This is a genomic window from Pseudomonas sp. UMAB-40, assembly GCF_900095275.1.
Classification (GTDB): Bacteria; Pseudomonadota; Gammaproteobacteria; order Pseudomonadales; family Pseudomonadaceae; genus Aquipseudomonas; species Aquipseudomonas mandelii_B.
The window spans coordinates 42,860-64,435 of sequence record NZ_LT607566.1 but is presented as its reverse complement, the minus strand read 5'-3'; the positions used below and the strand labels follow the sequence as shown (position 1 = coordinate 64,435).

Sequence of the window (21,576 nt, the reverse complement as noted above, 5' to 3'; positions counted from 1 at the left end):
TGGCGATGGCGGAGGATTGGTCCGCGGTGCTGCGGGCGTCCTGCACCGATCGTTTCACTTCGGCGATGATTGGTTGCAGCTTGTCGAGGAAGCGGTTGAACCAGCCGGCCAACTGGCCCAGTTCATCCTGCTTGTCGTAAGCCAGGCGCCGGGTCAGGTCGCCTTCGCCACTGGCGATGTCTTCGAGCATGTGCGCCACGCCGAGGATCGGCCGGGTCACGCTGCGCGCCATCAGCCATACCAGCAGCAAGCCAATCAGCGCGGCCAGCACACCGAGGCCGAGTTCAACCAGGGTGCCGCTTCTGTTGCTGTCATCGAGTTGGTTTTTCAGGGCTTCGGCGGGGCCGACCAGGACTTTTTCCGGCACGTCGAGCAACACGCCCCAGGACTTTCCGCCGGGGATCGGCTGGAACGGCGACAGCACTTTCAGTTGCTGGTTGCTGTGCAGGCTTTCGGTGTTGCTGCTGGTGGCGAGCATGCGAATCAGCTCGGCACCGTTGGTCTTGTCCACGGCGTCCAGGCGCTGGCTGAGTTTACTGGCGTCCGCGCTGTAACCGGCGAGCAAACCGACCGGGCTGATGATGCTGACGCGGGTCTGGCCGTCGTAGAGCTTTTTGCTCGCGCCCTGACTCATGGCCTGCAAGCTGTTGAGGTTGATGTCCACCGACAGCGACGCAATGACTTTGCCGTTGACCATCAGCGGGAACACGATGCTGGTCATCAGCACGTTCTGGCCGTCGATCACATAGAAGTACGGTTCGATCACGCATGGCTTGAGCGTGGTGCGCGGGCAGGTGAACCAGGCGTTGGCCGGCTCGCCGCTGGGGCCGGCATTGGTGTCGGCCATGTCGCTTTCCGGCAGCGCCATCGACGTCACTTTGCCCGGTGTCGGTTGCGACCAGTACAGGGCAAAACGGCCCTTGTCGTTGCTGCCCAGCTCGGCCTGGCCGGCGAACAGATCGTCCTTGCCGTCCAGTGCGTTGGCTTCGAACACCAGCGAGAGGCCGAGCAATTCCGGGTTGGCTTGCAGCGCCGACTTGACCTGGCGGGTCAGGTCTTCACGCAGGTCGAAGGCGTCCAGAAAACGTTTTTCCGCCTGATCGCGCAGGAACAGCACCTGACGCGAAAAACCGTGGCCGTATTGATAGGCGTCCATGAATTGCTGACGAATCACCAGCGCCTGGTTTTCACCCTGGGATTCGATCCGGGCCTGGGCGGCTTCGGTGAGCATCTCCATGCTCGAGGCTTTCACCATCTCGGAGCTGTGCTCCATGCGGTACAGCGAAAGACCTACCAGCAGGGTCACGATGCCCGCCAGGCAAAGCCCGGCCAGCAGGGTGATTTTCCATTGGATGGAAAGTTGTCTGAGCGACATGGAGAGACGTCCTTATTCGATATTTATCTGAGACTTTGCACTGTAACGGCCGTCATTCGGCTTTCTTTATGCCATCGGACAAATGGGCACTAGTGGCGAGGGCGCTAGCTCCCGCGGGGGGCGATGCGCCCCCAAAACCTGAGATAACGGTTTGTCAGATACACCGCATAGGCCCAATTGCGACTGCTGCGCAGTCGAACAGGAGCAAGCTCCCTCGCCACAGGTCACCCTAAGTTGTTACACATCTTCACCGACCACGCGCTTTGACACCGGGCCGACTCTGCGGCACAGTGCGCGCCCTCTAATAAAACCCATTCTTAAATCCGCTGGCGGCTCTTCGCAGACTGTCGGCTGAGCTCATTTCGCATGCCCTGAGGTAACGATGATTAATGCTGTAATTGCCGCGGTCGGCGTCATGCTGGTCCTCAGCCTGTCCCGCGTGCACGTAGTGATCGCGCTGATTGTCGGCGCCCTGGTCGGAGGCTTGACCGGTGGCCTGGGCATCGACGCCACGCTGAAAGCCTTTAATAGCGGCCTCGGCGGCGGGGCGACGGTCGCGTTGTCCTACGCCTTGCTTGGCGCCTTCGCCGTGGCGATTGCCAAGTCCGGGCTGGCCCATGCCTTGGCGGACAAAGCCCTGCTGATGGTGGATCGCCAACACGCTAGCGGTGGCCGGCAGGTCAAGTGGCTGCTGATCGGCTTGCTGTGGGTGGTGGCCATCGCTTCGCAGAACATTCTGCCGATACATATCGCCTTTATTCCGCTGCTGGTGCCGCCGCTTTTATATGTGCTGACCAAACTGCAACTGGATCGCCGCTTGATCGCCTGCGTCATGACCTTCGGCCTGATCACACCGTATATGTTCTTGCCGGTGGGCTTCGGCAACATCTTCCTGAATGAAATCCTGCTGGCCAACGTTGCGCGCAGCGGCGTCGACATCAGCGGCATCAACGTCACCCATGCCATGGGCATTCCGGCGTTGGGCATGGTCGTGGGCCTTGCGGTGGCGTTTATCAGCTACCGCAAGAAGCGCGTCTACGACCTGGAAAAGATCGAGAAAGTCGAGCAAGTCGCGGTGGAATACAACCCGCTGAGCCTGATCGTCGCCGGTGTGGCGATCGCGGCGGCGTTCATCATTCAGCTGCTGCTGGACTCGATGATCATTGGTGCGCTGGCGGGTTTCCTGATCTTTTCGGTGTCGGGCATTGTGAAGTGGCGCGACACCGATGACCTGTTCACCGAAGGCATGAAGATGATGGCGATGATCGGCTTCATCATGATCGCCGCCTCGGGTTTCGCCGAAGTGATGAAAGCCACCGGCCAGGTGCAAACGCTGGTGGAAGCGTCAGCCTCGTGGATCGGGCACAGCAAAGGGGTCGGCGCGCTGTTGATGTTGCTGGTCGGTCTGCTGGTAACCATGGGTATCGGCTCGTCGTTTTCCACCGTGCCGATCCTGGCGGCTATTTTCGTGCCGTTGTGCGTGCAGCTGGGGTTCAGCCCGATCGCGATCGTGTGCATCGTCGGCACGGCCGGAGCGTTGGGCGACGCCGGTTCGCCGGCCTCCGATTCGACGCTGGGCCCGACCTCCGGTCTGAACATTGATGGCCAGCATCACCACATCTGGGACACCGTGGTCCCGACCTTCCTGCATTACAACCTGCCGCTGCTGGCGTTCGGCTGGGTGGCCGCGATGGTGCTGTAACCCCCTATCCCCTGTGGGAGCGTGGCTTGCCCGCGATTCAGGCGCCGCGGTCCATCAAGTAGACCGCGTAATCGTTCATCGCGGGCAAGCCACGCTCCCACAGGGGCGGATTCAACTTTTGGTCCGGCGTGCCGTTAAAGCCTTTAACCACGCCAAAAAAATCAAAAGAGTGAACCGTCATGCGCATGAGCCTGAAGGCTAAAGTCCTGTCCCTTGCCGTTCTCCCGGTGTTGCTCTTTGCGCTGGTCATCAGCCTGACCACGCTGTTCATTCTGCAGGAACAGGCGCGCAAGGAAGTCGAGGAAACCCGCCAGCGCCTGCTCACCGATGCCAAGGCCACCCTGCAAAGCTACGTGGCCGTGGCCATGACCACGATCAAACCGCTTTACGACGCGGCCGCCCCTGGCGATGACGCGGCGCGGGCGCACGTGATCAAGCTGCTGTCGAGCATCACCTACGGCAAGGACGGTTACTTCTTCGGCTACGACTCCAACACGGTGCGCCTGTTCAAGGCCAACAGCCCGGACGGCGTGGGCCAGAGCTTCAAGGACAACCGCGACCCGAACGGCGTCTACGTCAACCGCGACCTGGTCAAAGTCGCCAAAGACGGCACCCACTACCTGCAATACAGCTCGCCATTGCCCGGTAACACCCAGGTGCTGGTGCCGAAACTGGGCTACACCGAATACCTGTCGAAATGGGACATGGCGGTCGGTACGTCGGTGAACCTCGACGGTATCGAAGCGCAAGTCGCGCTGGTCCAGGCCAAGGTCCAGGAGCGCATGGAAGGCGTGGTGCTGACCATCGCCGGTATCGCCGCAGTGATGCTGCTGGTGATCGCGGCGGTCGGGATGCTGCTGGCCAATACCATTCTGCGTCCGCTGAACCTGATGAAAGCCAACCTCGATGACATCGCGGCGGGCGAGGGCGACCTGACCCGTCGCCTGACCATCACCAGCCAGGACGAACTCGGCGAACTGGCCGGCTCGTTCAATCGCTTCGTCGACAAGATCCACAGCCTGGTGCGCCAGATCACCGAAATGACCTCGCAACTGACCGGGCTGGTGAATCAGGTTTCCGACCAGGCACAGCGCTCGGACCAGGCCATGGAGCGTCAGCGCCACGAGACCGATCAGGTCGCCACGGCGATCAACGAAATGTCGGCGGCGGCTCAGGAAGTGGCGAAGAGTGCGCAAAACGCGGCGGTGGCTGCCCAGCAAACCGACGAAGAAGGCCAGGCCGCCAAGCGTGTGGTGGCCGGCAGCATCGTGAAGATTCATGCGTTGGTGAACGACATTCGCAGCAGCGGCGTGTCCCTCGACAGCCTGCAAAAAGACGTGTCGTCGATTGTCAGCGTGCTCGGGGTGATTCGTTCGATTGCCGAGCAGACCAACTTGCTGGCGCTGAACGCTGCCATTGAAGCCGCGCGTGCCGGTGAAGCGGGTCGTGGTTTTGCGGTGGTGGCCGACGAAGTGCGGGCGCTGGCCAGTCGCACGCAGATCAGCACCCAGGAAATCCAGGGCATGATCGATCGCTTGCAGGCCGGGACCCAATCGGCGGTGGAAGCGATGCGTCGTTCCAGCGAAGCGGGCGATGGCACCTCGGCCCAGGCCAATGAAGCCGGCGCATCGCTGGACACCATGGCCCAGTTGATCGGCACCATCAACTCGATGAACGCGCAAATCGCCAGCGCGGCTGAAGAGCAAACTGCCGTGGCCGAAGAGATCAACCGCAGCGTGCATCAGATCGCCGTGGCGGTGGACAACGTCGCCGATGAAACCCAACTCGGTGCCCAGACCTCACGCAGCCTCGCCGATCTCGGTCAGCGCCTGGGCAAACTGGTCGGCCAGTTCCGCATCTGACTTTATTTGCGAAATATTGGAGGCAAGCACTGAACCTGTGGGAGCGAGCTTGCTCGCGATAGCGTCGGCACATCCAGCATCAATGTGACTGATCAACCGCTATCGCGAGCAAGGTTATGTGGTGTCAGGGCCTGTCCCAGTAGGGCACCGATCCGAAGCATTCAACGAAGAAATCAATCACCGTGCGCACCTTCACCGACAACCGTCGGCTGCCTGGCCACAGCACCGCAATCTGCTGCGGTTCGAGGCTGTTGGACACCTGATACTCCCCCAGCACCGGCACCAGCGTGCCGTTGCGCACCGCTTCGCCGATCAGCCACGACGGAAACATCACCAACCCCAGGCCTTGTTCGGCGGCTTGCGTGAGCGTGTCGGCGTGGTTGCCGGTGATCGGGCCTTTGACGGAGTAGGGCGTCCAGTCCTGCGGGTCCTTGCGGAAAAACCAGCGCTGCTGCCCGGCCACGCCCTTGTAGGCCAGGCACTGATGCGCCGCCAGTTCTTCAGGATGGTGCGGCGTGCCATGGCGTTTGAGGTAGGCCGGGCTGGCCGCGACTTGAAAGCGATGGGGCGCCAGGATCCGCGCCTGCATGCTCGAATCGTGCAGCGGGCCAATGCGAAACAGCAAATCGGCACCTTCCTGCAACGGGTCGACGTAGCTGTCGGTCTGCTGGATATCCAGTTGCAGTTTCGGATAGCGCTCGCACAACAGCCCCAGCCACGGCGTCAGATGCCGTTGCCCAAAGACCACTGGCGCGTTGATCCGCACCAGCCCGCGGGGTTCGCTTTGCTGTTCCTGCAAGGCCTGTTCGGCTTCCTCCAGTTGCACCAGCACCAGCCGCGCGTGATGGCCGAGCATGCGTCCCGCTTCGGTGGGCGTGACGGCGCGCGTGTGGCGGTAGAGCAATTGCTGGTTCAAGGCTTGTTCCATCAACTGGATCTGCCGGGAAATCGAAGAGGGCGCCAGGCCCTCGCGGCGAGCGACTTCGGAGAAGCTGCCATGGTCGAGCACCGCGACAAACAGCCGAAGTGCCTTGAATCCGAGCTCGTTGAGGCCGTGCATGATCGATCCTACTGTGCGAGTTACGCAAAAGTGTTGTCGGGATGCTCCCATTTATCGCAAAGGATCGCCAGCCGATAATGCCCGCCACAACGGCCCCCTTGTGGGGCGTGTTCATCTGATAACGGACAGGTTTTCCTTATGCAATCTTCTTCAATCGACATCGCTGCAGCGCCAGCGACCAAACCTGGGCTGCGGCTGTTGCTGCTGCCTCTGGTGATTCTCGCCGGCATGGGCCTTTCCGTGGAGGCCGGTTTGCTCGGGCCGCTCGGGGTTCAGGTCGGGCATTTATGGGCGACATTGAGCATCTTCGGCGTCGGCTCGGCGATTCTGTTTCTGCTGTTGTTGTTCAGCGGCAAGCAACAAGGTCCGGCGTTGAACACCTTGCCGCGCTGGCAACTGATCGGCGGTTTCCTAGGGCCGATCTACGTGGTGGTGCTGACCCTGGCCACGCCGCACATCGGGATCGCGATGACGATGATCGCGATCCTCTCCGGGCAAGTCGGCAAAAGCGTGTTGATTGACCACTTCGGCTGGTTCGGCGCCGCCCGCAAAAAGGTCAACGGTGAACGTTGGCTGGCGTTGCTGCTGATTGTCGCGGCACTTGTTCTGATTGCTCGGGGTTGATGATGAATCTGATTATTTTGTTGGCCGTGGTCGTGGCCGCCGGCGCGGTGTTGAGTATCCAGGCGGCGATCAACGGGCGTCTGGGCGAAACCGTCGGCGTGTTGCGCAGCAGTCTGCTGACCTTCGCCGTGGGCGCGGTGGTCACCGGGTTGCTGATCCTGTTTTTCGAACCGGCCCATGCCGTGAGCTTGCTGGACGTGCCGAAATGGCAGCTCAGCGGCGCCTTGTTCGGGGTGGTCTACATGATGGTCATGGTTGGCGCGGTGCCCCGGGTCGGCACGGCGGTGGCGACCGTGGCGGTGATCGTCGGGCAGTTAGGCATGGGGATGTTGATCGACAACTTCGGCTGGCTGGGTAACCCGGCGATCGAGTTATCGAGCAGCCGGATGCTGGCGATGGTGTGCCTGGCGCTGGCGTTGCTGTTCATGTATCGCAGCAGCACCCGAAGCGAGTAACCCCGATTTACTCATGTCAAACATTTATCTGTAGCAGGGGCTCCTACACTGATCAGTGAGGTGCGCATTTGCCGCACGCGACGACCACACCCATGGAGTCAGACTCATGATCGACAGTGACAGTAAATGCGACTGCCCCAAATGCTCTTGCAAACTGGGCGAGCACCCGATAGCGCGTCACGGCAAACACTATTGCTGTGAAGCGTGCGCCAAGCACCACGAACATGGCGAGGCGTGTGCGAGTAAGGGTTGCAAGTGTGCACACGCCATATAGGTCATCAACATCAAGTGGAGCCACTCGGGCTCCACTTTTAATGTCGGGTGACTTCCCCCTGTGATGCTCAACCCGCCGGTCGCCACGTCACATTTTCGATGCCGAATTTTTCCGCCAGCGGCTTGCTGGTTTTTTGCACCTTCTCTCGGCCAAAGCGCGGGATTCGTCCGACCCCGGCATCACAACTGGCCCAGTGCCAAGCCTCCGCGTTGTCCATTTTGTCCAGGCGGATAATGAAAGACTTTGGCGCGCCATGAAGGGTGTATTCAATGACGAAAAGTTTTGCGTTGTTCATAAAGCCCGTATTCCTCCCTGTGGTAATACAAGGATCGTTTGGGTAACGGAAAATTCATTCGAATTGTCAGACGGCCGCCGCCGGTGGCAACAAGGTGAGTGGCCCGTTACCATGCAAGACCTGAAAACCCCAATGATCATTGCCCATGGCCCTCGCCGCCCCGCCAGACCTGAGTGACACCGATGTGCCCGTTCAACCGCTGGCACGCACTTACCCGCGCGGCTTGTACATCGAGCCCCACGAGCATGAATGGGGCCAATTGCTGTACGCGATGAGCGGGGTAATGTGGGTCGAAACGCCCCATGAGGCGTTGGTGGTGCCGCCACAACGGGCGGTGTGGCTGCCGCCGGGCGTGCCACATGGCATTCGCGTGGTCTCGGACCTGCAGATGCGCAACATCTACCTGCGGCCCTCATTGGCGGCCACGCTGGATGACAGTGTTCAGGTGATTGAAGTCGGCGGGCTGCTGCGTGAGCTGATCGTCGGGCTGGTGGAGCAGGGCGATGATGGTGCGCCCGAGTATTACGAAGCGCTGGTTGGCCTGGCGCTGTTGGAGCTTAGGCGAGCCAGGCGTTCGCTGTTGAAAATCCCGTTGCCGGATGATTCCGACCGACGCCTGATGCACCTGTGTCAGGCCGTCATGGCCGCGCCCTCGCTGGACATTCCCTTTGAGCAGCACGCGGAAAATGCCGGTGCCAGCGTGCGCACCCTGGCGCGGCTGTTCAAGGAAGGCCTGGGCATGGGCTTCGCCGAATGGCGGCGGCAGGTGCAATTGGCGACGGCGGCGGCGGAATTGATTCAAGGCGTGCCGGTCAGCACGATTGCCCGCGAACTGGGCTATTCGCCGAGCAGCTTCAGCGACATGTTCCGCCGGGAACTGGGTGTCGCGCCTTCGCAGTTCTGCGCGAGCCAACATTAAGTCCAGCCATAAGCAAAACCTGTGTAGCAGCAGGCTTCGTCAGCTGCTGCACAGTTCGCATTGCATCGTGCATCGTGCATCGGCGCTTTGGCCGATATTCAGAAGCACTTGGCCGATGCCCGCCGAAACCTCGCTCTAGACTTTGGGCATACCTTGATTGCCCACGGAGTCTGCCATGAGCTACCTCATCTCGCTGGTCATTGGTCTTGGCGTCGGCCTGATCTACGGCGCACTGGATTTTCGTTCGCCCGCCCCACCGGCCATTGCCCTGGTGGGCTTGCTGGGCATGCTCGTCGGCGAAAAGTTGTGGCCCATGGGCCGGCAACTGATGGCTGGCTGGGTCTCCTGAAACCCTTTCCTTTATGCGATGGACACTCCCATGAAAGCACTGCAATTCGACCAGACCGGCGACCTCTCGGCCTTGCGTTATGTCGATGTCCCGACCCCCGTTCCCGGCGCCGATGAAGTGCTGGTGCAGATCAAGGCGGCCGGACTCAACCCCAGCGATGTGAAGAACGTGCTGGGACGGTTTCCCTACACCACCTTGCCACGGATCCCCGGCCGGGATTTCGCCGGTGTGGTGGTTGAAGGGCCTCAGGCGCTGATCGGTCAGGAAGTCTGGGGCACTGGTCGTGAACTGGGTTTTTTTGCCGACGGCTCCCATGCGCAATTCGTCAAACTGCCGGCCAATGGCGTGGCACTCAAACCCACCCATCTGAGCTTCGCCCAGGCCGCCAGCCTCGGCGTGCCGTACACCACGGCGTGGGATGCACTGGAGCGCAGCCTGGTGACGGCCGCAACGCGGCTGTTGGTGATCGGCGGCGGGGCGGTCGGCAGTGCCGCGCTGGCGCTGGCCAAGGTGCGCGGCGCTCAAGTCCTGGCAGCGGCGCGGCGGCCCGAGCAGGTCAAGGATCTGCAGGCGCAGGGGTATCAGACGCTGCAACTGGATAAACCGGACGACCTGGGGGCGCAGGTGCAGGCCGTGTATACCGGCGGCGCCGACGTGATTTTCGACACCACCGGCTTCTGGCTACCGGCCTCGGTCCCGGCGCTCGCGGCGTTCGGCCGCATCGCGATCATCGCGGCGCCGGTAGACGGCCTGGTGCAACTGCCGGCACTGGCGTTGTATCGCAAGGGCGGTTCGGTGGTGGGGATCAATTCGTTGCTGTACGGCGTCCAGGCGTGTGCGGCGATGCTCGATCAGTTCGGCAAGTTCTTTGACCAAGGGTTGCTGCCGTTGCCGGAAGGGTTGTTTGAATCGCCGCTGGCGGAGGGGTTGGAGCGGTATGAAGAAGTGAATCAAGGTGCCGGGGATAAGGTGATTTTGTTGCCGTAACGCCAATCAAAATGTGGGAGTGAGCCTGCTCGCGATGACGGAGTGTCAGTCGACATTTGTGTTGCCGGATACACCGCTATCGCGAGCAAGCTCGCTCCCACAGGGTTTTGGATTGTCAGATCAAACCTCGGGAACACCGTTCTCCCACGCCGACCAATTGTTCAAGATCTCCTGCACCAACGGATTCCCCGTCCGGTACAGGTTCTCCAGTGCCGGCACAAACCCGCCCTGATCCGCATACTTGAGCAAGTTGTCCACTTCGCTCTGGCCCGGGGCCGGTCGGTCGAAGTCAGAGCCCGCGCGCACCACCGCCAGGCGTTGCACATCCACCAGGCCCTCGCGACTTGCCCGCAGCAGCGCTTCGTAGGTGGAGTTATCTTCCTGTTGCGTGGTGCAGTACTCGCCTTTGTCATCGGTCAACAGTTTGGTCCAGACCTCGGCACGTTCACTCAAGCGCGTCCCGGAAAACCAGGTGTTGCCCGCCAGCGTGTCGCACTTCGTCACCGTCGGTGGCTGATTGGCCGGGGCCGACGGGTACTTCAGGCGCCATGCCGCCGATTCCTTGCTTTCGCTCAACTGGACGTTGTGGGTCAGGGCGAATGCCTTGGCCTGCAACTTCGGATTGAGCTCGAACACTTCGGTCTTGTAGTCCAGTGGCGGTTTTTGGTTCGGGCCTTGGGTGTTGATGCCGATGTACCCGGTCGGCCAGTCTTTCGGCACGTCTCGCGAATCCAGTTCCCACTGAGTGCCGAACTCCACCAGGTAATGCGCCCACGCGGTGGTGCCGATGGTCCCGTGTTTCGGGCTGATGCCGGCAATCCCGGCGATCAGGAAGTAGCTTTTACGCAGGTCGAATTTCGGCGACAGGGCCAGGGCCAGCGTCGAAGCTGCGGCGTTGGTCTGGCCCATGCCGGTGACCATCAGGCACACCTGCGCCGCGTTGCAGCGAATGGCCGGGTACTCGGCGGACAGGCCCGGCACTCGGACTTCCTGCTTGAGCTCCAGACGATCGATCCAGTTTTGCGCCTCGGGGGCGAACATGGTGATCAGCATCACTTTCGGCTGGATCGGTGCTTCGCTCGCCCAGGCAGTGGAAGAGAGCAGGGTGGCACAGGCCAGGGAAATACGCGTCATTGCATTCATAAAACCTCCAGGTTCAATCAAGCCTCAGAACTGATAACCGATGCCGGCGTAGTAACCCCAGCCATTGGAGCGAGCGCGGAAATCGCCGTCGCCGAAATTCAACTCGCTGCCATCCTCCCAGTTGCCGCCGTTGTGGAAGTAACGGCCGACCAGGGTGAAGCGCAAGTGTGTGAACGAGTAGAGCAACACGTTGGTGGCGACGGTGGCGTTGGCGGTGCGGGCCGGGTTGTCCTTGTGCAGGTCGGAGCCGAAATCGAAGTTGGTAAAGCCGATGTACGTCAGTGACGCGCCGTTGCTGAAGCTGCTGATCGGCACGATGTATTTGAGCTGGGCACGGTAGCCGTCCCACGAATACTCGTTGCTGGCGCCGTAGTTTTCCCACTGATAACGCCCGTAGAAGTTCGCCGACAAGTTGACTCGCGAGTGGGTGTCGATGTCGGTGCCCAGGCCGCTGTAAAGCGTATTGGCGCGGTTGGCGCTGTTGCTGCCATGGTCGTAGATCCAGTCGAACGCCACGTACCACTCTTTGAACGGCCCGATGGCCAGGCTGCGGCCGGCGAGGTAGTCGATGGAGATGCGCGGTTCGTGCTCCATGAACACCGGCGAACCGTGGTCCCACACGCCTTTGTCATGACTGTTGCCGATGTTGAAGATCTTCGGGATGTCGATGTAGCCGTACAACTCGAATGGCCCTTTGCGCCCGAAGTACTCGTACTCCAGGTAAATATCGTCGGCCGGTTCCGGGCCGAAACTGATGTCTTTGCTGCCGATGACGGTCAGGTCCTGATTGAACCAGTCCGACAGGTAAACGCCTTTTTTCGGCGGGCTGGCTTCGGGACTCAGGGTTTCGCCCTGGGCGGATTCTTCGGCGGGCGCGGGTTGCGCCAAAACGGTGCTGCTGAGTAGTCCTGTAACGCTGGCCAGCAGCAAGGAAACAGCAAGAGTGCGCGAGCAAGTCACGCGGCTGGACGTGCGGTGCATTAAAAGTCCCTTTTCGTGCGGATCAAAAGCCCGGTTCTTCGGGCGTGCGCGGTTATGTCGCGAAAACGTCTGTATCAGCGACTCGCAAACGTTTGCACAAGAGATGCCAATTATTTCAATTCCATGAAAAATCGACGAAATCAGGGTTTTTATTGTCGACTTGGTCAAATACGCGAACTGACGCCTTGGATTGACCGTCAATGCTAGACTCGCCCGCATTGTCTTCACGAGGTTATTCCCCCATGAGCGAGCCGATTCGTCTGACCCAATACAGCCACGGCGCCGGCTGTGGCTGCAAGATTTCACCGCAAGTGCTGGAGGTGATTCTGGCCGGCAGCGGGGCGCAGAATCTTGACCCCAAGCTCTGGGTCGGCAACGCCTCGCGCGATGACGCGGCGGTGTACGCGATCGACGAAGAACGCGGCGTGGTCTCGACCACCGACTTCTTCATGCCGATCGTCGACGACCCGTTCGATTTCGGCCGCATCGCCGCTACCAACGCCATCAGCGATATCTACGCCATGGGCGGTGATCCGCTGATGGCGATTGCGATCCTCGGCTGGCCGGTGAATGTATTGGCGCCGGAGATTGCCCGGGAAGTGATTCGCGGTGGACGTTCGGTGTGTGACGAGGCGGGCATTCCGTTGGCCGGTGGGCACTCCATCGATGCGCCGGAGCCAATCTTCGGCCTGGCGGTGACCGGACTGGTAGAAAAACGCCACATGAAGCGCAACGACACCGCCACCGCCGGTTGCCTGCTTTACCTCACCAAACCCCTGGGCATCGGCATCCTCACCACCGCCGAGAAGAAGGGCAAGTTGCGCGCGGCCGACATCGGCCTGGCCCGCGACTGGATGTGCACCCTGAACAAACCCGGCAGCCGTTTCGGCAAGCTCGACGGCGTGACGGCGATGACCGACGTCACCGGCTTCGGTTTACTGGGGCACTTGGTTGAAATGGCCGATGGCAGCAACGTGACCGCGCGCATCGAATACAACCGCGTGCCGCGTCTGCCGGGTGTCGAGTATTACCTCGACCAGGGCTGCGTGCCGGGCGGCACCCTGCGTAATTTCGACAGTTACGCGAGCAAGGTCGGGCGCGTGCAGGAACTGCATAAACGGGTGCTGTGCGATCCGCAGACCAGCGGCGGCCTGCTGGTGGCGGTCACGCCCGAAGGCAACGAGCAATTCCTCAAAGTGGCCAGCGAATTGGGGCTGTCCCTTGAACCAATCGGTGAACTGGTCGAGCGACAGATCAACGCGGTCGAGGTGTTTTGATGTCAATCGACTTCACCGATTACCGCGACATCTTTCTCAACGACCGGCCGATGCTGGATGCCCGCGCGCCGGTCGAATTCCACAAGGGCGCATTCCCCGGTGTGGTCAATCTGCCGCTGATGAACGACCACGAGCGGCAGCGGATCGGCACTTGCTACAAGCAACACGGCCAGCAAGCGGCGATCACCCTGGGGCATCAACTGGTGTCCGGCGAGATCAAGGCCGAACGCATCCAGGCCTGGGCCGATTTTGCCCGGGCGCACCCTGAGGGCTATTTGTATTGTTTTCGCGGCGGCTTGCGTTCGCAGATCGTCCAGCAGTGGCTCAAGGACGAGGCCGGCATCGACTATCCGCGTGTCGGAGGCGGCTACAAGGCCATGCGCAGCTTCTTACTGGACACGGTCGATCAGGCCGTTGCCCAGTGTGATTTTGTATTGCTGGGCGGCATGACCGGCACCGGCAAGACCGAGGTGCTCACGCAGCTGCGCAACGGCCTGGACCTCGAAGGCCACGCCAATCACCGCGGTTCCAGCTTCGGCAAGCGCGCCACCGTCCAGCCGTCCAATATCGACTTTGAAAACCGCCTGGCGGTGGACGTGCTGAAGAAGCGGGCCCACGGCATCGAGCAGTTTGTGCTGGAAGACGAAAGCCGGGCGATCGGCAGCTGCGCGTTGCCATTGCCGCTGTTTCAGGGCATGCAGCAGTATCCGATGGTCTGGTTGGAAGACAGCCTGGAAGGACGGGTCGAACGGATCTTGCGTGATTACGTCGTGGACTTGTGTGCCGAGTTCATCTGCGTGCACGGCGATGAAGGTTTTGCGCTGTTTTCCGAGCGTCTGCTGGAAAGCTTGAACAACGTTCAGAAGCGCCTGGGCGGTGAACGGCACCGGCGGATGTTGATCCTGATGGAAGACGCGCTGGCGGAGCAGGCGAGCAGCGGGGCGGTGGATTTGCATCGGGGCTGGATCGAAGGGTTGCTGCGTGAGTATTACGATCCGATGTATGCGTTTCAGCGCGAGAAGAAGGGCGCGCGGATTGAGTTTGCCGGGGAGAAGGGCGCGGTTCTTGAGTACTTGCGTGAGCGTGCTACGCAGCGAGGATAATGTTGTTTTTGCCGGCCTCATCGCGGGCAAGCCCGCTCCCACAAGGTTTTAGTTCACCACAGATCCCTGTGGGAGCGGGCTTGCCCGCGATGAGGCCCAAACAGGCGCTATAGACTTTAATGCCGGGAAGGGGCCCGACAGCTTAAGTCGGACACGTCTCCCGCCCATTATCCAGCCCTTGCTTGTAGCTATGGCTCTGCAGGCTCGCCTTGCCGTTGTGCCAGGTCAGCGTGAGCACAAACAGCGAGTCGTAGTCGCTGGATTCCCAGTCTTCGGTGATCTTCTGTTTCTTGCCGACCGCATCTCCCGCGACCTTGTTGATCAGCTCGGGCAGGTAACCGTGGGACCAGGCGGTATAGATGACCGAGTTGTGGTACTTGTCGTGGAGTAATTCATCGGCCAGGTCGCTGGTGTCGTTGGCCGAAAAGTTGATGTTCACCGGCAAACCGAGCTTGATGGCGCTGGGGCTGATGGTCATCAGGGGGCGGATGTAGCTGTAGGAATTATCCTGCTCGCCTTCCTCGACGTTACGTGTCGGGTTGGCGGCAAAGACGTAGTTAGCCTTGCCGAATTTTTCCGGCAGCAAGGTGGCCAAATCGATGGCGCGGTTCAGGCCCTGGCAGTTGAGCTGGCCCAGGCCGCCTTCGGGTTTTTCCGCGTGACGCAGGAATACCAACGTCTGCGTGCCGTCTGCCGGTTGGGCGCGGCTCTCTCTGGACTCCAGCGACAAGAACAACGCGCTCACCGCCAGCAGGGAGGGCAGGACGATATACGCGCGTTGCTTGAAGCGACTAACGAATTTCAAAAGGTTCATCATTTAATAAGTGATCTTCAGCGCGTTCGGTTAAGGCTGACAAACCTTTACACCACGAGCTCCCAGCATCGGGTGTTTTCCATGTCGTTGGGCCGGTCCGTTTCCGAAAGGGCAGTTCTCAGAGTCCTCTGAGCCCATTTGGTTCGATTCCGGCGACTGCACCGCAATGTACCGGTAACCTTACATGGGCTGGAGTAGAGGTTATCGACAGGATGTTGCGGATTTATGGACACGGTACACGTAGAGGCGCTGCAGAAAGACTGTAATGTTTTGATCTTGATCATCAGCAGGATTGATACCAAAAAAACCGGCGCCTCCATTATGATCAGCGCTTACGTTTTCCCTGTGGATGCTTCCCATGACCGATCTGTCCGCGTTCCCGATTACCCAAAAATGGCCAGCCCACTACCCTGACTGGATCCAGCTGTACTCCTTGCCGACCCCCAACGGCGTCAAGGTGTCGATCATGCTCGAAGAGATCGGTCTGCCTTACGAACCCCATCGCGTGGGCTTCGACACCAACGATCAGATGTCTCCCGAGTTTCTGTCGCTGAACCCCAATAACAAGATCCCGGCGATCCTCGACCCCCACGGTCCAGAGGACAAACCCCTGCCGTTGTTCGAATCCGGGGCGATCCTGATTTACCTTGCCGACAAGAGTGGCCAGTTGCTGGCGCAGGAATCGGCGGCGCGTTACGAGACGATCCAGTGGCTGATGTTCCAGATGGGTGGCATCGGGCCGATGTTTGGCCAGCTCGGGTTCTTCAACAAGTTCGCCGGCAAGGACTACGAGGACAAACGTCCGCGTGACCGCTACGTCGACGAAAGCAAACGCCTGCTGCAAGTGCTGAATGGCCGTCTGCAAGGGCGCGACTGGATCATGGGCGAACGCTACACGATCGCCGACATTGCAACCTTTCCGTGGGTGCGTAACCTGATCGGCTTCTATGAGGCAGGCGATCTGGTGGGCATCAAGGATTTCCCCAATGTCACACGCGTGCTGGAACGCTTCCTGGCGCGGCCGGCGGTGATACGCGGGCTGGAAATTCCCAAGTAAATCTCTTCGACTCTCTCAAGACCAAGGCAGGCAATGAGCTCATTCGATTTCAAGCAAGTGGATGTCTTTAGCCGGGTTGCGCTCAAGGGCAATCCGTTGGCGGTGGTGTTCGGCGCAGACAGGCTCAGCGATGAACGCATGGCGGCGTTCGCGACCTGGACCAACCTCAGCGAAACCACGTTCATCCTCGAACCGCGCGACCCTCGCGCTGACTATCGAGTACGGATCTTCACCACCCTCAACGAGTTGCCGTTCGCCGGTCACCCGACCTTGGGCACCTGCCACGCGTGGCTTGAGGCCGGTGGCGTGCCCAAGGGCGAGGAAATCATTCAGGAGTGCGGCGTCGGTCTGGTGCGGGTGCGCAAGCAAGGCGCGGAGCTGGCCTTTCTCGCGCCGCCACTGATCAAGACAGGGCCGGTGGACGCTGACGTCGTCGAACGCGTGCGCCGTGGGCTGCGACTGGAACCGGGGGCGATTGTCCGGGCCCAGTGGGTCGATAACGGTGCCGGCTGGTTGGCAGTGATGGTCGAGGACCGCCGTCAGGTGCTGGATTTGCAACCGGATCATTCACAAATGCTGGGCCTGGCCGTCGGCGTGATCGCGCCATGGCACCCCGAGCGCGATGGCGATGACGCGCAGTTTGAAGTGCGTGCGTTCATCTCCGGCGACGGCATGCCGGAAGACCCGGCCACTGGCAGTTTGAACGCCGGAATTGCGCAGTGGTTGCTTGCCGAGGGGCTGGCGCCGGCGACCTACGTGGTCAGCCAGGGCCTGACCATGGGCCGCGCCGGGCGCATTCAGGTGGAGCAGGTGGAGGATGCGATCTGGATTGGCGGTTCAGTGGTCACCTGCATAAGTGGCACCCTGACGCTTTAACCCTTAACCCTGTGGGAGCGGGCAAGCCCGCTCCCACAGGGTTTTATCCTGGATGCGCGATTATTGCCGGACCGGTAAGGGTTTGTTATGCACCTGAGGTTTGTGCCCCGCGCCTCGCAGGGCATAAGCTTCGCCCCCTACGACTTTCGTCTCGACCTCCGTTTTTCAGGAACCCCCTCATGTCCAGTCAGTTCCCCGAAGCACGTCCACGCCGTCTGCGCCGCAATGCGAGCCTGCGCAGCCTGTTCCAGGAAACCGAGTTCAGCCTGAACGACCTGGTGTTGCCGATTTTCGTCGAGGAAGAAATCGATGACTTCGTGCCGATCAAAAGCATGCCCGGCGTGGTGCGCATCCCGGAGTCGAAACTGGCCGGTGAGATCGAACGTTATGCCCGCGCCGGGATCAAGTCGGTGATGACGTTCGGCGTGTCCCATCACCTGGACAGCAGCGGCAGCGACACTTGGAGTGACAACGGTCTGGTGTCGCGCATGTCGCGCATTGCCAAGGATGCGGTGCCGGAGATGATCGTGATGTCCGACACCTGTTTCTGCGAATACACCGACCACGGCCATTGTGGCGTGATGCACAACCATGAAGTCGACAACGACCAGACCCTGATCAACCTTGGCAAACAAGCCGTAGCGGCGGCCCGTGCCGGTGCGGATGTGATTGCCCCGTCAGCGGCCATGGACGGGCAGGTCCAGGCCATTCGCCGGGCCCTCGACGAAGCTGGTTTCACCCAGACCGCGATCATGGCCTATTCGACCAAATTCGCCTCCGCGCTCTACGGCCCGTTCCGCGAAGCCGGCGGCAGCGCGCTCAAGGGCGACCGCAAAAGCTACCAGGTGAACCCGATGAACCGCCGCGAAGCGGTGCGCGAGTCCCTGATGGACGAGCAGGAAGGCGCCGATGCGCTGATGGTCAAACCGGCCGGTGCGTACCTGGACATCATCCGCGACATCCGCGAAGCCTCGCGTCTGCCGTTGTCGGCGTATCAGGTCAGCGGCGAGTACGCGATGATCAAATTCGCCGCGCAGGCCGGGGCCATTGATGAGGACCGTGTGGTGCGTGAAAGCCTTGGCGCGATCAAGCGGGCGGGGGCGGATCTGATCTTTACCTACTTCGCGATGGACCTGGCTCTGGCCGGGATCTGACGGCTAGCACTCATCCCTGTGGGAGCGGGCTTGCCCGCGATAGCGGTGTATCAGTCACTGCATGTGTCGACTGACATGACGCCATCGCGGGCAAGCCCGCTCCCACAGGGATTTTGGGTGTCTTCAGCGGCTGCCGAAAAACGGCCGGATCTTGTGCTCCTTGAAGTACCGCTCAATCACCTTCGGATCGGCCGAGTTGTCGGCAATCGCCACATACGTATCCGGCCGCAACAGATAAAACCCGTTACGCCCCAAACCCGCCGCTTCAAACGCCGGCCGCCAGTCGAACACGTGCAACGGCAGGTGATGCTCGTGGCACCAGGCGATCATTTCGTCACTGGTGTCGCCATACACATGCACCTGCCAGGTCAGACACTTCAGCGATTCGAAATTGTCCCCCTCACCGTCGTGAGCCCAGGGCAGGCGGTCGCCGCCATGAACGTGGCCGGCGACACCCGTGCTCAACGCTGTTCCACGATAGTTGAGGGTGATCTGCGACACCGTGCGAAACAGAAACTCCCGGGACGTTTCGAATGAGGCCATTTTGGGGATCAGGAACGGCGCCAGACGGGTGCGCAGCAAATCGGCCATGCGCCCTTCGGCGGTGACAAACGTGAAGACCCGGTCGGTGGTGGCCACCAGTTTGCGGGCAAAGGCGATGCGTTCGTTTTCGTAGGTGTCCAGCAACGTGGCCGTGGCGCCGCCGCTCAAGACGGCCGCCAGTTTCCAGGCCAGGTTGATGGCATCGCCGATCCCGGTGTTCATGCCCTGGCCGCCCGCCGGGCTGTGGACGTGGGCCGCGTCGCCCAGTAAAAATGCGCGACCGCTGCGAAAGTGATCCGCCACCCGATGATGCACACGATACGTCGAGAACCAGTTCACCTGATCAATCTGCACCTTCAGATGTTCGATGGCCTGGCTACTGACATCGGCAAACCCGAGGGTTTCAAGACGGTCGGCGCGTTCGTCGCGCACGGTGCCGATCAAGCGGGCGCGGCCTTTACCGGCTAACGGAAACACTGCGAGAAAGTCCGCTTCATCCAGGTCCAGGTGCAGTTCACCGTTGAACGTCGGGCCCTGGGCCTGCACATCGGCGACATAGAAAATCTGCTGGTAGGTGCCGCCGGGGAAACCGGTGTCGAGGGTCTTGCGCACGATTGACCGGGCGCCGTCGCAACCCGCCAGGTAGCACGCCTGACAGCTTTCCTGCTGGCCGTCGGGCAAGCGCAGCCTTGCGCTGATGCCATCGCCGGTTTCCTCAAAACCCTCCAGTTCGGTGCTGCGTTCGACCTTGATTCCGAACCCTTCGAGGCGTTCAATCAGCAGCTGTTCGTGTTCATCCTGAGGGAACATCTCGAGAAACGCATAAGGCGTCAGCCCCTCGCCGATGCCGGTCAATGGCAAGCGCGCAACGGGCTCGCCTTTCACCCAGAAATTCGCCGCGTCCACCCGGTGGCCTTTTTGTACCACTGCATTGCTGAGGTCGAGCTGACGGTAAAGCTCCAGCGTCCGCGCCTGGACTGCCAGCGCCCGGGACGTGGTGCCGGGGGCCGACGTCTTGTCGATAATCCGTACCCGAATTCCCTGTTTGCTCAACCACAGCGCCAGTACCAGCCCGGTCGGGCCGGCGCCGACGATCAGCACGTCGCTACGGTTCATGAGCCTGTCCTCCTCGGTGTGTGGCTCAAGTATGGTCCAGCCCGTGGATATGATAAGGCTGGCCGCCCAACGGAAAAGGCCCCGCAACCGCGAAGTGGCGGGGGATGCAAGGCAAGGGGAACGGGGCGTTGCGGCAGGAGTCATAGCCTGCGCCATGCCATTGATCGTATGGTTAACCCGGTCCAGCGGATTTGATGGAGCACCATGCAAGCCAATCGATTGATCATGAGCATCGCGGCATTGCTGGTGTTGGCCGGTTGCGGCACCCAGCGCACTCAGGAGTTGCCGGCCCGCAAACCCGCCGAGGTCAAGGCTGAGATCGTGCGCCTGCTGCCGGCGAAAACCGTTGACCGCCAAGGCTGGGCCACGGACATCTACGCCGCCTTTGCCGCGCAGAACATCTATCCCTCCACGCAAAACCTGTGTTCGGTACTCGCGGTCACCGAGCAAGAGTCGACCTTCCAGGTCGACCCACCCGTGCCGGGCCTGGGCAAGATCGCCCGCGAAGAGATCGACCGTCGTGCCGCTAAAGTCCATATCCCCAGCCTGCTGGTCAGCGGTGCACTGCAGGTCAGTTCATCCAACGGTAAAAGCTACAGTGACCGGCTGAATGCGGCGCGCAGCGAAAAAGAACTCAGCGCGATTTTCGATGACTTCATCGGCATTGTGCCCATGGGGCGGACCTTGTTTGGAGGGCTCAACCCGGTGCACACCGGTGGGCCGATGCAGGTCAGCATCGACTTCGCCGAGCAACAGGCACGGGATTATCCGTATCCGGTGGAGGGCTCGATCCGTCGTGAAGTGTTCAGCCGTCGCGGCGGCATGTACTTCGGCATTGCCCACTTGCTTGGGTACCCGGTGAGCTACAAGCAACCGCTGTATCGCTTCGCCGATTTCAATGCCGGTTGGTACGCCAGCCGCAATGCGGCGTTTCAGAACGCGGTGAGTCGAGCATCAGGCATCCCTTTGGCGCTGGATGGCGATCTGGTGCGCTACGACGCGATCATGCCGGGCACCACGGAACTGGCGGTGCGCAGCCTTGGCAAGCAATTGGGCATGCGCAACACGACCATTCGCGATCAATTGGAGGAGGGCAAAAACTTTCAGTTCGAGGACACCCAACTCTATGCGCGGGTGTTCGACCTGGCAGAGAAGGCGGAAGGTCGACCGTTGCCTCGTGCAGTGTTGCCGGGCATCGTGCTGCAAAGCCCGAAAATCACCCGCAAACTCACGACAGCATGGTTCGCCAAGCGGGTTGATGAGCGTTATCAGCGATGCATGACGCGGGCGGGCAAGTGACCGGCTGCAAAATACAGGCGTAAAAAAACCCGGCTGATGAGGCCGGGTTTTTCATTGAGTACCGCGGTAAAACCATTCATTTATGCAGCGCGGCTTTCGATCAGACGGTCGGAACCACCTTCAGCGACGCGGTTTTCGATCAAACGATCCGAACCACCTTCAGCAACGCGTTTCTCGATCAGACGATCCGAACCACCTTCAGCAACGCGATTCTCGATCAAACGATCCGAACCACCTTCGGCAACGCGTTTCTCGATCAGACGATCCGAGCCACCTTCGGCAACGCGTTTCTCGATCAAACGATCCGAACC

The 21,576-nt window shown here is 60.9% G+C and carries 22 protein-coding genes and 2 pseudogenes; 15 read left to right on the top strand and 9 right to left on the bottom strand.

Annotation, left to right across the window (positions count from 1 at the left end; translation table 11 throughout):
• Positions 1 to 85: 85 nt before the first annotated feature.
• A pseudogene (locus K0F88_RS33035) lies at positions 86 to 1,156 on the bottom strand (HAMP domain-containing protein); the annotation flags it as partial.
• Between the two features lie 604 nt (positions 1,157 to 1,760).
• Here K0F88_RS33035 and K0F88_RS21725 point away from each other — a divergent pair.
• Positions 1,761 to 3,077, top strand: a complete 1,317-nt coding sequence (locus K0F88_RS21725) for a Na+/H+ antiporter family protein (protein ID WP_219096530.1) — start codon at positions 1,761 to 1,763, stop codon at positions 3,075 to 3,077.
• Positions 3,078 to 3,114: 37 nt separating this feature from the next.
• Here the strand turns inward: K0F88_RS21725 and K0F88_RS21720 are convergent, their stop codons facing one another.
• Positions 3,115 to 3,258 carry a hypothetical protein gene (locus K0F88_RS21720; protein ID WP_219096533.1) on the bottom strand — a complete coding sequence of 48 codons (144 nt, stop codon included), beginning with the start codon at positions 3,256 to 3,258 and terminating at the stop codon, positions 3,115 to 3,117.
• Between K0F88_RS21720 and K0F88_RS33030 the strand changes: the two are divergent.
• Both K0F88_RS33030 and K0F88_RS33025 read left to right on the top strand, forming a co-directional pair.
• Positions 3,257 to 4,033 (top strand): annotated as a pseudogene (locus K0F88_RS33030) (cache domain-containing protein); the annotation flags it as partial. The gene K0F88_RS21720 and the pseudogene K0F88_RS33030 sit on opposite strands and share 2 nt — an antisense overlap.
• Positions 4,034 to 4,117: 84 nt before the next feature.
• Positions 4,118 to 4,939 (top strand): methyl-accepting chemotaxis protein, encoded by an 822-nt coding sequence (locus tag K0F88_RS33025; RefSeq protein ID WP_374039739.1) that lies wholly within the window; start codon positions 4,118 to 4,120, stop codon positions 4,937 to 4,939.
• Positions 4,940 to 5,063: 124 nt separating this feature from the next.
• On the opposite strand, the gene K0F88_RS21710 is transcribed toward K0F88_RS33025, so the two are convergent.
• Positions 5,064 to 5,999 (bottom strand): LysR family transcriptional regulator, encoded by a 936-nt coding sequence (locus tag K0F88_RS21710; RefSeq protein WP_219096493.1) that lies wholly within the window; start codon positions 5,997 to 5,999, stop codon positions 5,064 to 5,066.
• 138 nt (positions 6,000 to 6,137) lie between these two features.
• On the opposite strand from K0F88_RS21710, the gene K0F88_RS21705 reads away from it, so the two are divergent.
• From K0F88_RS21705 to K0F88_RS21695, 3 genes are all read left to right on the top strand, one after another.
• Positions 6,138 to 6,623 carry a DMT family transporter gene (locus K0F88_RS21705; RefSeq protein ID WP_219096492.1) on the top strand — a complete coding sequence of 162 codons (486 nt, stop codon included), beginning with the start codon at positions 6,138 to 6,140 and terminating at the stop codon, positions 6,621 to 6,623.
• Entirely contained in the window at positions 6,623 to 7,078 is a 456-nt protein-coding gene (locus K0F88_RS21700; RefSeq protein ID WP_219096491.1) for a DMT family transporter, read from the top strand. The genes K0F88_RS21705 and K0F88_RS21700 overlap by 1 nt, the downstream gene beginning before the upstream one ends.
• Positions 7,079 to 7,184: 106 nt before the next feature.
• Positions 7,185 to 7,352: a metallothionein gene (locus K0F88_RS21695; protein ID WP_094468196.1), complete on the top strand. Its 168-nt coding sequence runs from the start codon at positions 7,185 to 7,187 to the stop codon at positions 7,350 to 7,352.
• A gap of 67 nt (positions 7,353 to 7,419) precedes the next feature.
• On the opposite strand, the gene K0F88_RS21690 is transcribed toward K0F88_RS21695, so the two are convergent.
• The gene (locus K0F88_RS21690) at positions 7,420 to 7,647 is read right to left on the bottom strand and encodes a DUF6555 family protein (RefSeq protein ID WP_010458578.1); all 228 of its coding nucleotides are present in this window, start codon (positions 7,645 to 7,647) and stop codon (positions 7,420 to 7,422) included.
• Between the two features lie 145 nt (positions 7,648 to 7,792).
• Here K0F88_RS21690 and K0F88_RS21685 point away from each other — a divergent pair, with 145 nt between their 5' ends.
• The 3 genes from K0F88_RS21685 to K0F88_RS21675 all read left to right on the top strand — a co-directional run bounded on the left by K0F88_RS21685 (position 7,793) and on the right by K0F88_RS21675 (position 9,902).
• Positions 7,793 to 8,566 carry a helix-turn-helix domain-containing protein gene (locus K0F88_RS21685; protein ID WP_094468195.1) on the top strand — a complete coding sequence of 258 codons (774 nt, stop codon included), beginning with the start codon at positions 7,793 to 7,795 and terminating at the stop codon, positions 8,564 to 8,566.
• A gap of 175 nt (positions 8,567 to 8,741) precedes the next feature.
• The gene (locus tag K0F88_RS21680) at positions 8,742 to 8,915 is read left to right on the top strand and encodes a DUF1427 family protein (protein ID WP_094468194.1); all 174 of its coding nucleotides are present in this window, start codon (positions 8,742 to 8,744) and stop codon (positions 8,913 to 8,915) included.
• A 30-nt stretch (positions 8,916 to 8,945) separates the two neighbouring features.
• Positions 8,946 to 9,902 (top strand): zinc-binding alcohol dehydrogenase family protein, encoded by a 957-nt coding sequence (locus K0F88_RS21675; RefSeq protein ID WP_094468193.1) that lies wholly within the window; start codon positions 8,946 to 8,948, stop codon positions 9,900 to 9,902.
• Positions 9,903 to 10,022: 120 nt separating this feature from the next.
• On the opposite strand, the gene K0F88_RS21670 is transcribed toward K0F88_RS21675, so the two are convergent.
• Both K0F88_RS21670 and K0F88_RS21665 read right to left on the bottom strand, forming a co-directional pair.
• On the bottom strand, positions 10,023 to 11,045 hold the full coding sequence (locus K0F88_RS21670) for a purine nucleoside permease (RefSeq protein ID WP_219096490.1): 1,023 nt from the start codon (positions 11,043 to 11,045) through the stop codon (positions 10,023 to 10,025).
• A gap of 24 nt (positions 11,046 to 11,069) precedes the next feature.
• Positions 11,070 to 12,026: a nucleoside-specific channel-forming protein Tsx gene (locus K0F88_RS21665; RefSeq protein WP_219096489.1), complete on the bottom strand. Its 957-nt coding sequence runs from the start codon at positions 12,024 to 12,026 to the stop codon at positions 11,070 to 11,072.
• A gap of 242 nt (positions 12,027 to 12,268) precedes the next feature.
• Between K0F88_RS21665 and selD the strand changes: the two genes are divergently transcribed.
• Both selD and mnmH read left to right on the top strand, forming a co-directional pair.
• Positions 12,269 to 13,303 (top strand): selenide, water dikinase SelD, encoded by a 1,035-nt coding sequence (gene selD / locus K0F88_RS21660; protein ID WP_219096488.1) that lies wholly within the window; start codon positions 12,269 to 12,271, stop codon positions 13,301 to 13,303.
• On the top strand, positions 13,303 to 14,406 hold the full coding sequence (gene mnmH / locus K0F88_RS21655) for a tRNA 2-selenouridine(34) synthase MnmH (RefSeq protein WP_219096487.1): 1,104 nt from the start codon (positions 13,303 to 13,305) through the stop codon (positions 14,404 to 14,406). The genes selD and mnmH overlap by 1 nt, the downstream gene beginning before the upstream one ends.
• A 142-nt stretch (positions 14,407 to 14,548) precedes the next feature.
• On the opposite strand, the gene K0F88_RS21650 is transcribed toward mnmH, so the two are convergent.
• Complete coding sequence (locus K0F88_RS21650; RefSeq protein WP_219096486.1) at positions 14,549 to 15,223, bottom strand: histidine phosphatase family protein; 675 nt, start codon at positions 15,221 to 15,223, stop codon at positions 14,549 to 14,551.
• Between the two features lie 355 nt (positions 15,224 to 15,578).
• Between K0F88_RS21650 and K0F88_RS21645 the strand changes: the two genes are divergently transcribed.
• From K0F88_RS21645 to hemB, 3 genes are all read left to right on the top strand, one after another.
• Complete coding sequence (locus K0F88_RS21645; protein ID WP_094468187.1) at positions 15,579 to 16,277, top strand: glutathione S-transferase family protein; 699 nt, start codon at positions 15,579 to 15,581, stop codon at positions 16,275 to 16,277.
• Between the two features lie 33 nt (positions 16,278 to 16,310).
• Complete coding sequence (locus K0F88_RS21640; protein ID WP_094468186.1) at positions 16,311 to 17,153, top strand: PhzF family phenazine biosynthesis protein; 843 nt, start codon at positions 16,311 to 16,313, stop codon at positions 17,151 to 17,153.
• Positions 17,154 to 17,332: 179 nt separating this feature from the next.
• Positions 17,333 to 18,307 carry a porphobilinogen synthase gene (gene hemB, locus K0F88_RS21635; protein WP_219096485.1) on the top strand — a complete coding sequence of 325 codons (975 nt, stop codon included), beginning with the start codon at positions 17,333 to 17,335 and terminating at the stop codon, positions 18,305 to 18,307.
• A 123-nt stretch (positions 18,308 to 18,430) separates the two neighbouring features.
• On the opposite strand, the gene K0F88_RS21630 is transcribed toward hemB, so the two are convergent.
• The gene (locus tag K0F88_RS21630; protein ID WP_094468184.1) at positions 18,431 to 19,966 is read right to left on the bottom strand and encodes an FAD-dependent oxidoreductase; all 1,536 of its coding nucleotides are present in this window, start codon (positions 19,964 to 19,966) and stop codon (positions 18,431 to 18,433) included.
• Positions 19,967 to 20,170: 204 nt separating this feature from the next.
• Here K0F88_RS21630 and K0F88_RS21625 point away from each other — a divergent pair, with 204 nt between their 5' ends.
• Positions 20,171 to 21,265 (top strand): DUF1615 domain-containing protein, encoded by a 1,095-nt coding sequence (locus K0F88_RS21625; protein WP_094468183.1) that lies wholly within the window; start codon positions 20,171 to 20,173, stop codon positions 21,263 to 21,265.
• 80 nt (positions 21,266 to 21,345) lie between these two features.
• Here K0F88_RS21625 and K0F88_RS21620 read toward each other — a convergent pair.
• On the bottom strand, positions 21,346 to 21,576 hold a 231-nt coding region (locus K0F88_RS21620), incomplete at its 5' end, for a hypothetical protein (protein WP_219096484.1).